This window comes from Thiovibrio sp. Mzg5 (assembly GCF_055379285.1).
Genome location: NZ_AP022872.1, coordinates 160673 through 172773, shown reverse-complemented (window position 1 = coordinate 172773; position 12101 = coordinate 160673). Strand labels below are relative to the sequence as shown.

The 12101-nt window shown below is 58.6% G+C and carries 8 protein-coding genes; 2 read left to right on the top strand and 6 right to left on the bottom strand.

Annotated elements, in window-relative coordinates; all coding sequences use genetic code 11:
- From ACZ46D_RS00785 to ACZ46D_RS00775, 3 genes are all read right to left on the bottom strand, one after another.
- Positions 1-1677, bottom strand: coding sequence for a multiheme c-type cytochrome (locus tag ACZ46D_RS00785; protein ID WP_464928137.1), 1677 nt, complete (start codon positions 1675-1677; stop codon positions 1-3).
- Between the two features lie 299 nt (positions 1678-1976).
- Positions 1977-3656, bottom strand: coding sequence for a multiheme c-type cytochrome (locus tag ACZ46D_RS00780; protein ID WP_464928136.1), 1680 nt, complete (start codon positions 3654-3656; stop codon positions 1977-1979).
- Positions 3657-4216: 560 nt separating this feature from the next.
- Entirely contained in the window at positions 4217-4393 is a 177-nt protein-coding gene (locus tag ACZ46D_RS00775) for a hypothetical protein (protein WP_464928135.1), read from the bottom strand.
- A gap of 385 nt (positions 4394-4778) precedes the next feature.
- On the opposite strand from ACZ46D_RS00775, the gene ACZ46D_RS00770 reads away from it, so the two are divergent.
- Positions 4779-6104 (top strand): ammonium transporter, encoded by a 1326-nt coding sequence (locus ACZ46D_RS00770; RefSeq protein WP_464928134.1) that lies wholly within the window; start codon positions 4779-4781, stop codon positions 6102-6104.
- A gap of 663 nt (positions 6105-6767) precedes the next feature.
- On the top strand, positions 6768-9176 hold the full coding sequence (locus ACZ46D_RS00765; protein ID WP_464928133.1) for a beta-galactosidase: 2409 nt from the start codon (positions 6768-6770) through the stop codon (positions 9174-9176).
- Here ACZ46D_RS00765 and nspC read toward each other — a convergent pair.
- Genes nspC through ACZ46D_RS00750 form a run of 3 tightly spaced genes read right to left on the bottom strand, consistent with a single transcriptional unit; the run spans position 9173 to position 12071 of the window.
- Positions 9173-10333 (bottom strand): carboxynorspermidine decarboxylase, encoded by a 1161-nt coding sequence (nspC, locus tag ACZ46D_RS00760; protein ID WP_464928132.1) that lies wholly within the window; start codon positions 10331-10333, stop codon positions 9173-9175. The two genes, ACZ46D_RS00765 and nspC, sit on opposite strands and share 4 nt — an antisense overlap.
- The gene (locus ACZ46D_RS00755; RefSeq protein ID WP_464928131.1) at positions 10330-10836 is read right to left on the bottom strand and encodes a WbuC family cupin fold metalloprotein; all 507 of its coding nucleotides are present in this window, start codon (positions 10834-10836) and stop codon (positions 10330-10332) included. Before ACZ46D_RS00755 ends, nspC begins: the two co-directional genes overlap by 4 nt.
- Before the next feature lie 44 nt (positions 10837-10880).
- Positions 10881-12071: a saccharopine dehydrogenase family protein gene (locus tag ACZ46D_RS00750; RefSeq protein WP_464928130.1), complete on the bottom strand. Its 1191-nt coding sequence runs from the start codon at positions 12069-12071 to the stop codon at positions 10881-10883.
- Positions 12072-12101 lie beyond the last annotated feature (30 nt).

Below are 12101 nucleotides of genomic sequence, written 5' to 3'. Positions count from 1 at the left end.
CTAGTATATATGGCAGACCGTGCAGGCTTTCCCCTGCTGCAGATGTCTCTTGTGCACCGACTGAGAGCTACCAGTCTGCAGACTGTGACACTGTTTACACAGAGTCGAAGTCGGCGCGACCAGGCCAACCGGAGCCTTGCTATGACATGCGTAACATTTCAGAGCACTCCGATGCTTGGAGTGCGCCGACTCCCAGCTCAGGGTCTTCTTGCTGTGACACATGGTGCAGCCTTTCGCCGAGGCCGGCATCTCATGGTAGCCAAGGGCAGTGAAAGGAATCATCAGGTTGTTGTGGCCCGTCTTTGTGCCATGACAGGTGGCACATGTAGGCGCCATGGTCTTCGGCTCAACCCCATGGGTGACCAGCATCTCTGCGTTGGCGGTCACATAGGTGTAGCTGCCAGTCATGCCTGCGGCTTCCATGCCTTTCTGCACGGCCTGGTTATAATCGCCGGTCATGAACATCCAGAGAATCGCAGGCGGAACAAGCCGACCGTCTGCCATGATGGGCATGATGGTCTTGTGGTTCTTGATGGGCACAAGCTTGGATTTGCCATCGAAGATCTTACCGTTGGCCCTGGCCATGGTGTAGGTGCCATCGGCATTGGCGGCAATGGTTTCGCCAACGTTGTAGACATAGGAGGTACCGTCAAAGAAACGGTACTCCGGCGTCACGTTGGAGGCCGCGATCTCCTCGCCGACAAAGCCACCCTGTCCGCCGAGCTGGCTCGCACGCCATACCGGAATCCGGAAATCGCGGGACATCTCGGTGGCACCACCCTTGCCAAAGGTCTTGATATGGCAAGTCTGACAGGCAACCTGGCCTGCGGCGTGGCGATTCATATTGATACCGGTGGTGGAACTGCTGTGCGGTGCGGTACCGTGACAATCCGTACACTTGGGATCAGTGGCCTCGGTCTGACGCAGGTCAATGCCACGACCAGCAATCTTGTGGCCGCTGACGGCATGGCAGGCAGAACAGGTGAGGTTGCCGCGGGTTGGGGACATATGGACATCCTGGGCATCAGTTGCGGCGGCAGCCGTGTTCAAGCCGATATCGCCGCGCTTGGTCCAATCCGCACCACCAGCTGTGGCATGACAACGCAGACAGGATTGCCGAGTGGGCTTGTGAACGTTCTTGGCGATATCAACCATGGTGGTGCCTACCGGCATGGCCGCATAGTTGGGCTCGGTGAAGAAGTTGCCATCGACATCGGTCAGACCGAAGATATAGGTTTTGATCTGGCCAAGGATATTGGTCACCGTGATGGTCTTGGTCGGATCCATGGTGAATTTCCGCTGATAGGTGTCGTTATGACACATGAGGCAATCCACGTCATTTGCCGAAGCAGCATGCGGAGCATTGCCATCGGCCCGAACGTGGCAGGTAAAACAGGTATTCCCAGAAGACATGGCATAGGTGCAGAAGGAGTTGATCCCCTTCACCGCCTTGCCCAGATTCTGGGTGGGGGCGTTGGTCAGCTCCGGAGTGGGGCCGGACCACTTCATGTGCAGGCTGTTGAGCATGTTCGTGGCCTGCGTCGGATGGCAGGCAATACAGGTGGCCGGGCCGTTGTAGGCCGTGATGCCCGCGTGGGCAGCTAAAACCACTGCCTGGGCCTGCGTGGCGCCGCACAGGATTGCCAGTGCGGAGGTCGCAAATAAAAATTTCTTCATAGTGTCTCCCCTTGCATTTTTTTTCACAAAAAAACTTTTTCCCTCGTTTCCACTGCTAGATTTCCACTGCTACCCCTGCACCGCACCTCCTGGTCTCTTGGCGGCTTTGTCGGCGGGGCAGAATCGGCTTCAATCCTTACAACGGGAAAGCACGCATTACGCCCCAATAGTACTAGGAAATATACCCAATCAGACGGATTATTACCACCTGCGACATTTTGCCGCAACAAAAAAAGGGGAGGCCCCGGAAACCGGGAACCTCCCCTACTTACTTCTCAGATACGGTACTGCTTATGCTGTTACGGCATGATATGACAGGTCGTGCAGGCATAGCCCTTCGGGATATGCTTGCCATGTACATATTGAGAAGTTCCGGTCTTCAGACTATGACAGGTCTTGCACAGAGTCGAAGTCGGGCTCTTCAGAGCCGTCGGAGTTGCGCTATGGCAACCGGTACAGGCGAACTTAGAGCGATGCTTGTCGTGCGTCCCTTCCCAGCTCAGGGTTTTCTTGCTGTGACACATGGTGCAACCCTTGGCTGAGGTCGGCAGCTGATGGTAGCCCAACTGGGTGAACGGCACCATCAGGTTGTTGTGACCGGTCGAGGTACCATGACAGGTGGCGCAGGTCGGGGCCATGGTCTTGGGCTCAACCCCATGGGTGATCAGCATCTCGGCATTGGCATTCACATAGGTGTAGGTGCCGGTCATGCCCTGATCGAGCATGCCCTTTGCCACAGCCTGGTTGATGTCGCCGGTCATGAACATCCACATGATCGCAGGCGGAACAATCCGGCCATCGGCCATCAGCGCGATCTTGGTTGTGGTGTGGTTCTTGATGGGCACGATCTTGGACTTGCCGTCGAAGATCTTACCGTTTGCCTTGGCCATGGTGACGGTACCATCGGCATTCTTGGTGATGGTTTCGCCCACGTTGTACACGTAAGAGGTGCCGTCAAACCAGCGGTACTGCGGGGTTACGTTGGCGAGCTTGACTTCCTCGCCCACATAACCGCCCTGACCGTTGCAGAAGGCAGGATTCCAAACCGGTGTACCCCAATCGCGGGACATCTCGGTGGCGCCGCCCTTGCCAAAAGTCTTGATATGACAGGTCTGACAGGCTACCCGGTTCGCGGCATGGCGGTTCATCTTAACACCGGTGGTGGTAGTGTTGTGCGGTGCGGAGCCGTGGCAATCCTGACATTTCGGATCAACCGCCTCGGTTGCACGCAGGTCAATACCACGACCGCCGATCTTGTGCTTGCTGGTGGTATGACACGCAGCACAGCTCAGGTTGCCGCGGGTCGGGGACATATGCACGTCCTGGGCATCGGTGGGAGCCGCAGTATTGACGCCCATATCACCGCGCTTGGCCCAATCGGAACCAGCAGCCTTGGCATGGCAGCGCAGACAGGATTTCCGGGTGGGCTTGTGCACATTCTTGGCAAGATCAACCATGGTGGTGCCTGCCGGCATCAATGCGTAATCAGGCTCGGTGAAATAGTTACCCTGCGCATCGCGCAGACCAAAGATATAGGTCTTCAGCTGACCCAGGTAGTCGGTCACGGTCATGGCCGTAGACGGATCAGGCGTTGTTTTCCGCATATAGGTGTCGTTATGGCACATCAAGCAATCCACATCATTCACAGAAGGCGAATGTGGGGCATTGCCGTCGGCCCGGACATGACAGTTGAAGCAGGCGCCACCAGAAGACATGGCGTAGGTACAGAAGGTGTTGATACCCTTCACGCCCTTGCCCAGCGACTGGCCGGGGGCGTTGGTCAGCTCCGAAACGGTGCCTTTCCATTGCATGTGGATACTGTTGAGCATGTCCGTACCCTGCGTCGGATGACAGGCGATACAGGTGGCCGGCCCGTTGTAAGACGTGATGCCCGCGTGGGCCGCTAGGACCACTGCCTGGGCCTGCGTGGCTCCGCACAGGATGGCCAGTGCGGAGGTCGCAAACAAAAATTTCTTCATAAAATGTCTCCCCTTGCTTTTTTTTCACAAAAAAACATTATTCCCTCTTTTCCACTGCGTCCCTCTGCGCCTCACCTCCTTATCTATTGGCGACTTTGCTGGTGGGGCAACGGCCTCAATCCATCCCAACGGAAAGACGCACACACCCCAATCATTATGGGAAATATACCCAATAAAGAATTGATTACCACTTGCATCATTTTGCCGCAACAAAAAAATACCACCCCCAACCCAATAATTTTCCAGGAATTTTACCGCGAGAAAACCATGGCAGGACAAGGGATTACAGCCATAGCACCCAAAAACCCTTACAGTCTGAGCCTATAAAAACAACAGGCGTACCATTCCCCACCTCCTGCGTTTTTCCACCCAGACAATCCAGGGACCAGAATGGGCTACTCTCCCCATCGAGATGTTCCAGCATCCCCAACCCAATCCAAACCTAGCGCCTGAAACATGTCCAGCTGGCGGCAGCGACGCTTGGGCATAAAAAAAGAGGGACGGCTTGCGCCGTCCCTCTTTTTCTTACACATCTATTATATAAGCGGCGCAATGCACCCCTAACCCTCTTCGTACACCTCGGTAACAGTCATTTTCTGGCTCAACTGCGCGTGCTTCCGGTGAAACTCATACATGGCCATGGCCACATTCTGGGCATCAACAGTTGTTTTTTCGATTGCGGCATTACGCCAGAGTTCAGGCCCCCCGACCTTGAATTTCACCACGAACCGACGCATTCCCCCCCCTCCTTCTGCCTGTGAAATCATCGGGCAGTTCCCCCCGAACTCCCCCAGTCGACACCTGCTACCCAATGCATGGGTATCGCATTATTTGCCTCCCCAGGTCAACCCCTAAAAAATACTAGTATCGAGGCCACGATTTCCACCGGGGCCACCCTCCCGCATCCGGCCCGGACACCTACAAAAAAACACTACAAATATGTGCGATATAAACATGCATTTTACATATTTGTCTATGAACACCAGCCGAGCCAACCAGCAATGGATAGCAGAAAACAACACATATTCAAAGAGAAAACAAATACCACAACCGTGGCACAATTCTCGCAAACCGTCCAGAGGTCCACCACACCACATCAATCCGGAACACCAAGGAGATACCATGCGCCACCGTTTTCTCGCCATACCCTGTAGCACCCTTGGCCTTGTGCTCCTTCCCGCCCTTGCCCTGGCCGGGGACAGCCAATGCGTGGACAGCGGCACCACGGCCTGGATGCTGGTCTCCACGGCCCTGGTTTTACTGATGGTACCCGGGCTGGCCATGTTTTACGGCGGCCTGGTCCGCACCAAGAACGTCCTGGGCACCATGATGCACAGCTTTGTTTCCATGGCGGTCATCGGCGTGCTCTGGGTGGTCTGCGGCTACAGCCTCACCTTCGGCAAAAGCATCCTTGGCGGCGTCATCGGCTGGAACCCGGATTACTTTCTGCTCGGCGGAATCGACGAGACGATCACCAACGGCGTGCCAGAGTATGTCCTGGCCATGTTCCAGGGCAAATTCGCCATCATCACCCCAGCCCTGATCAGCGGCGCCATCGCCGAACGGGTTTATTTTCGGGGCTACATCCTCTTTATCGTCCTCTGGTTCCTGTTTGTCTACAGCCCGCTGTGCCACTGGGTCTGGGCTCCGGACGGCTGGCTATTCAACGCCGGAGCCAACGGGGTCATCGACCTGGCTGGCGGCCTGGTGATCCACGTTTCCGCCGGAGTCAGCGCCCTGGTCGCTGCCCTGTTCCTCGGCCCACGCCTGGGGTACCCAAAAACCGCCATGCACCCAAACAATCTGGTCATGACCATGATGGGCGCGGGCCTTCTCTGGGTCGGCTGGTACGGCTTCAATGCCGGCTCCACCATGCAGAGCGGCTTGGAAACCGCCCGCGCCCTGACGATGACCCAGATCTCGGCGGCAAGCGGGGCACTGACCTGGCTGATCATTGAGGCCATCGCCTTCAAAAAGGCCACCTCCCTGGGCTTTGTTTCCGGGATTCTCGCCGGCCTGGTGGTAATCACCCCGGCCGCCGGCGTAGTCCAGCCCTTGGGAGCACTCACCCTCGGCGCAGCCTCTTCGCTGCTCTGCTACTTCGCCCTGCTCATGAAAATACGCCTTGGCTACGACGACAGCCTGGACTGTTTCGGCATCCACGGTGTAGGCAGCGGCCTCGGCGTGCTCCTGCTCTCCTTTTTCATCCGCGACTCCTGGATGGCAAAGGCCTCCACCGCAGCCGGTCGGAGCTGGACCGCCCTTGATCAATTGCAGGTGCAACTTCTGGGCATGGGCGTGACCATTGCCCTGGCTGCTTCCGCCACCCTTCTGATCTGTGTGGTTGTGGAAAAAACCGTGGGCTTCAGAATCGACCAGCAGGGTGAGATCGAGGGTCTTGATATGTCCCTCCATGGCGAATCGGGCTACGGGATGACGGACCGCTGAGCAGCACCTTTCACTCTGAAATGTAAAAAGGCCGGACGCCCACCAGGGGTCCGGCCTTTTTTATGTTTTATCCGGGAATGCGGCGTGTAATCAGTATGTTCATTTCTTTGTTTGCCCAAAGAAACGAACCAAAGAAAAGGCACCCTGTGTCTCTTGTCCCGCCGCGGGCGGGATGCCCTGTGCTCCTCGATGCTGCCGGGGCTTTGCAAACTCGCTGCGCTCAAACAGTGCAAATCCCCTTTTCGGCAGCCTCTCCGGTGCTCGGCTGCGTGCCAATGGGATTTTCCTTTCCCCCATTTGTCCTGCCGCGCCTCGCAGACGAGGGCGGGAAAAGACGCGGGAACTGTTTGAGGGCGAAGCCCGAGTTTTTCCGCGTCCCGCCCTCGTCGAGAAGTAAGGGAAGCCCGAAGGGCCAGGACTGGTTGGGGTGCCTTTTTCTTGTTTCTTCTTTTGGGCACGCAAAAGAAGAAAGAGAGAACATAAGAAAGGTTTTCCCTATCTCATTCCCAGATAAACCTTTTTTATCCAGGACAGCCGCAGCCCACTGATGATACAATGCCCCAGCATCACTCCATATCCATCTCTATCCAAGGGGGCATCTTCTCCATGCTGTTGACGCAGACACCTTTTCCCCGCGCACCAAAAAAGTTTCACGCCTTTTTCATGGCAGCCGCATTACTCATCTTTTGCCTTCCGCCGTGCACGGCTACAGCTGGCCTGACCATCCGCCAAGGCTATTTCTGGGACACAGACCGCCAGGAGACCTTTATCCCCCACGGCTTCGCCTATCAGGTCTGGAACCCGCCGGTTTTCGCCACCCAGACTCTGGCGGAGGTGGACTACGACCTGGAGGCCATGCAACAGGCCCACGCCAACTCCCTGCGGGTGGAATTGGTTTGGGAAAGCGTGGAACCACAGGAAGGTGTCTATCGCTGGGACCAGGCCGACCATCTGGTCAAAAAGGCCGAAGCCCTGGGGCTCAAGCTCTTCGTCCTCATCGGCTACCAGTACCCGCCTTCCTGGTTCGTTGCCCATCATCCGGAGGCCATGGCCCGCACCGTAAACGGTCCCAGCCCCCTGCTGAACTACAGCCATCCCCAGGCCAAGGAAGCCTTTGCCCGTTTCATCGGTGCGGTTTGCGACCGCTACAAGGAAAGCCCGGCCATCGGTGGCTGGATTCTCGGCAACGAATTCGCCTTCTACGATCTTTGGGAGAATACCCCAATCAAGAGCCAGGTCGGCTACGACGAACAGGTCAGCCTCCCCTCCTACCGGGCCTTTCTGGCCCAAACCTACGGAGGGAGCATCGAGAAACTCAACAATGCCTGGGGCACCACCTTCCACAGCTTTAGCGAAGTACCCATGGCGCGGACCTACCCGGAAGACCGGGCCGACCATCAGGCCATCCGCAACTCCGGCTACCACGACCTCATCCAGTGGCGCAAACAGACCATCGCTGATTTTCTCGCCGCCGGCGCCAAGGCGGCGAAGAGCGGTGCCCCGAACCAGTTAATCTCCTATTCCATAGTGGCCGGCATCTTCAACGGCCTGGACCCCAATTTCACCGCCGAGGACCCGGTGACCATCACCGAACGCTGCCGGGCCGCAGGCGCACCGCTGGATTTCATGTCCCTCAACCTCTATGCCTGGGCTCTGGCAGGCCATGAGCTGCGCTCCCTGGACTTCGGCATCGCCAAGTTCCGCGACCTTCTCGACATCCCGGTGCTGATCACGGAAACCGGCCACAGCTCCACGGAAACCTTATTCCCCGGCGCGGCTGGACGCCAGACCGAGGCCATCGTCAGCTCCACCTGGGAGGGTATGCTCTCCGGGGCCATGGGCGTGCATCTCTTCCATTGGAGCGACCGCGACAACTTTCTCGCCACGCCGTACCCACGGGAGGCAGGCTTCGGGGTGGTGGATCAGGAACGGCGACCCAAGCCCAAGGTGTATGAGGCGGTGCGATCCATGTTCCAGCGCATGGACCAACTGCCCCTGACGCGGTTCCTTGCCGGTTCGCAACCGCTGGAGCCGGATATCCTCGTCTACTGGCCGAACGACATTGACCTGGGCTGGAATCGGGCCAACGAGGAGACCGCCTCCCTCTGGGGTGGGCTCCGCCGCCTGGGGTTTAGGCCGAAACTCGTCAATGGGCCCCTTGCCGACCTGGGCAAGGGGAAGATGGAGACCAAGACCAAAAGCCTGCTCCTGCCGAGAAATTTCCAGATGCGCCCGGATGATCTTGGCGCCCTCACCAAACTGCTCGACCGGTCCATCCATATCCACGCCAACCTCGACCTGCCCGGCCAGTTCGACGCCAACCACCGGGACAACCCCGGCTGGGGTGCAGCCATGGCCAAGGTCTTCGGAATTGACGTGAGCCAGGCCCGGCCCGCCTGGGATACCGGGATACGACCGGGGGCGGATTGGAGCTCCGGCTACACCCCCCTGCTCCTCACCCCTGAGCCAACAGGCATCCTCGGCCAGACCCAGCCCAAGACGGTCCGGGTCTGGAAATACTGGCAAGGGGTGCGCCCGGCCTCGGGAGGCACTGCCCAGGTGTGGAGCGAAACCGAATCCGGCCTGCGTCTGAGCGCGGCACTAGTTACCAAGGAGCATCCCTTGGCACGCACCGCCATCAACACCTTTGGCCTGGGCGACTTTATTGCTCCGGCCATCCTGATGAACAGCCCGGGTAGCGCGCCCACCTTTGCCTGGGACACCCGAACAACCTGGCTTGGAGCGATCTACAAGAATTTTTTCGGGATGCAACCCCGCATCGAGCTCAGTGGACCAGGGGCGGCCTATGTCCTCGCCGACCTGCGCCGAACTTCAGACGGCTGGCTTCTGGGGCTGATGAACGAACACACGGAACCGGCCCTGGTGAGCGTGCGGACACCCTGGCTTCTCAGCGAAGGGGCGGTGGTGGCGGATCTACTTTCCGGCGACGGTGGGGGTGGGCAGGGACTGAATAGGCTGATTCTGGGAGGGGACGACTACCGACTGTTCCATATCATCCCCGCACCTCAGGGCCAGGAGGAAAAACAACCGCAGAAGGAAAAGACAAACTAGGAAAGCCGGGACCTATAATCCTCGTAGCCAAAGGAACGCACCACCTCGCTCTCGCCGGTGCGCGAATCGCAGACCACGATGCTGGGCAGCCGCACCCCGTTGAAGGTGGTGGTCTTGACCATGGTGTAATGGGCCATGTCGCCGAACACCAGCCGCTGACCGATGGCAAGGGGCTCGGGAAAGGAATAATCGCCGATCACGTCGCCGGCCAGACAGGAGAGCCCGCCCAACCGGTAGGTGTGGGCAAACTCGCCGGGCTCGCCCGCGCCGAAGAGCACCGGCCGGTAGGGCATCTCCAGGACATCGGGCATGTGGGCCGTGGCCGATGTGTCGAGGATGGCGGTGCTCATCTCGTTTTCCACGATATCCATCACCCGGGTCACCAGCACCCCGATATTGAGGCCGATGGCTTCGCCCGGCTCCAGATAGACCTGCACCCCATATTTTTCCTGAATCCGGCTGATGGTGGCGCAGAGGCGGTCGAGGTCGTAGCCCTCCCGGGTGATGTGGTGGCCGCCGCCGAAATTGACCCATTGCATCGTGCCAAGAAACTCGCCGAATTTCTCCTCAAAGGCCGCAACCGTGTGTTCCAGGGCATCGGCACCCTGCTCGCAGAGGGCATGAAAATGCAACCCCTCGATACCGTCCAGCAGCTCGGGACGGAACTGGTCGCGCACCACGCCAAGGCGGGAAAAGCGGCCGCAGGGGTTGTAGAGATCCACATCCACCTCGGAGTACTGCGGGTTGACCCGGATGCCGCAGGAGATCTTCTTGCCTGCCCCAGCGACCTGATCCTTGAAATGCTGCCACTGGCGAAAGGAATTGAAGACCAGATGGTCGGCGCAAGCGAGGATTTTAGCGAACTCCTCGTCTCCGTAGGCCGGGGCATAGACATGCACCTCCTTGCCGAACTCCTCACGGGCCAAGCGCGCCTCGGAGAGGGAGCTGGCCGAGGCGCCGTGCAGCACTTCGCGGATCTGGCCGAAGAGACTGAACATGGCAAAACCCTTAAGAGCCAGGAGGATTCGGCAGCCGGTGCGCTGCTGGACCTGATCGAGAATCCCTAGATTGCGGGCCAGACTGGCCCGGTCGCAGACATAGCTGGGGGTGGGCACATGGCTCAGGTCACAGCCGATATTGATTACTTTATGGCTCATTTTTCTCTTCCGGAATTACAGCTAGTAACCGCCTTGCCGACAGCCAGGCCATGCAGGGCCGCCTCGAATCCTGCCGCAGCTGCCTCGCCCTCCGCCGGAGCCCAAGGGGCAAAATCCTCCTCGGGCAGCACCGCATATGGGCCGGGCTTGATCTCCACCAGCAGGGTACCCGGCTCTTCGATAATCAGGGTGTGCCAGATCCCAGCCGGAATCTCCACCCCATAGCGCGGCCCGCCTGCACCAATGGCGACCTTTTCCGTCAGCAGGCCCGCATCGTCAAAAAGCAGCACCGAACCGCTGCCGGCCAGACAGAGGAAAAGCTCCCACTTCTCTTGCTTTTTATGGCGGTGGGGCCGGATATAGGTCCCTGGCTCCATGTCCACCACCAATCGCTGCACCGGATCATCCGGGCTCGCATGCAGACAGTGGTGCACCCGGCGCCTGGCCGTCCTTTGGGCCTCCGTCCGCATTCCCTCATAGAGGGTGGTGTCGATGCTCTTCATCAGAGATTCCCGCAGGCCGTATCGTCACGAAACCCCAGGGCCACCTAAACCATAACCTTTTCCAACCACGGCAAGCCGTGGATATTAAGCTTCTCCATGAATGGATCTGGGTCCAGATCCTCCATATTGAAAACCCCGGCGCCCCGCCACTTGCCGGTGAGCATCATCATCGCCCCGATCATGGCCGGCACCCCGGTGGTGTAGGAGATGGCCTGGGAACCCACCTCGCGGTAGCACTCCTCGTGGTCGCAGACATTATAGATGAACATCTTCCGGTGCTTGCCGTTCTTGATCCCCTCCACCTCGCAGCCGATGCAGGTTTTCCCCTTGGTCCGCGAGCCCAGGGAGGCAGGGTCGGGCAGCAGCGCCTTCAGAAACTGAAGGGGGATGATCTCGCGCCCCTCGAACAGCACCGGTTCGATCCCGGTCATGCCCACATTCTGCAACACCTCAAGATGCTTGAGGTAGTTGTCGGAAAAGGTCATCCAGAACCGGATGCGCTTGAGCCCCTTGAGGTTTTTCGCCAGGGATTCCAGCTCCTCGTGGTACATGAGATAGGCGTTCTTAGGGCCGAGCACCGGAAAATCGTAGCTCTGCTTCACCGAAAGGGGCGCGGTCTCGACCCACCCCCCGTTCTCCCAGTACTTGCCCTTAGCCGTAACCTCGCGAATATTGATCTCGGGGTTAAAGTTGGTGGCAAAGGGATGGCCGTGGTCGCCGGCGTTGGCGTCGAGGATGTCCACATAATGGATCTCGTCGAAATGGTGCTTGGCGGCGTGGGCGCAGTAGACATTGGTGACCCCCGGATCAAAGCCGCTGCCCAACAGGGCCATGAGCCCTTTTTCCTTGAAGCGCCCCTGATAGTCCCACTGCCACTTGTAGCAAAATTTCGCCTCGTCCGGCGGCTCGTAGTTGGCGGTATCGAGATAGTCAACCCCGGTTTCCAAGCAGGCATCCATAATATGCAGATCCTGATAGGGCAGGGCCACGTTGATCACCAGCTTCGGCTTGAACCGCCGAATCAGGGCCACGGTCTCGGCGACATTGTCGGCATCGACCTGGGCAATCTCGATGTCGCGTCCGGTCCTTTCCTTGACGGATTTCCGGATATTCTCGCAACGGGCAAGGGTCCGACTGGCAAGACAGATCCCGGAAAAGACCTCCTCCACCTGTGCGCACTTGTGGACCACCACACTGCCGACCCCTCCGGCCCCGATTATCAATACCTTACTCATGGAATTTTCTCCTTTCCCATGGCTTCGCCA

Excerpts from the sequence above, each read along its gene's own strand:
- ACZ46D_RS00780 (WP_464928136.1), bottom strand. The coding sequence starts at position 3,656 with ATGAAGAAATTTTTGTTTGCGACCTCCGCACTGGCCATCCTGTGCGGA.
- nspC (WP_464928132.1), bottom strand. The coding sequence starts at position 10,333 with ATGAGCCATAAAGTAATCAATATCGGCTGTGACCTGAGCCATGTGCCC.
- ACZ46D_RS00785 (WP_464928137.1), bottom strand. The coding sequence starts at position 1,677 with ATGAAGAAATTTTTATTTGCGACCTCCGCACTGGCAATCCTGTGCGGC.
- ACZ46D_RS00775 (WP_464928135.1), bottom strand. The coding sequence starts at position 4,393 with ATGCGTCGGTTCGTGGTGAAATTCAAGGTCGGGGGGCCTGAACTCTGG.
- ACZ46D_RS00770 (WP_464928134.1), top strand. The coding sequence starts at position 4,779 with ATGCGCCACCGTTTTCTCGCCATACCCTGTAGCACCCTTGGCCTTGTG.
- ACZ46D_RS00755 (WP_464928131.1), bottom strand. The coding sequence starts at position 10,836 with ATGAAGAGCATCGACACCACCCTCTATGAGGGAATGCGGACGGAGGCC.
- ACZ46D_RS00750 (WP_464928130.1), bottom strand. The coding sequence starts at position 12,071 with ATGAGTAAGGTATTGATAATCGGGGCCGGAGGGGTCGGCAGTGTGGTG.
- ACZ46D_RS00765 (WP_464928133.1), top strand. The coding sequence starts at position 6,768 with ATGGCAGCCGCATTACTCATCTTTTGCCTTCCGCCGTGCACGGCTACA.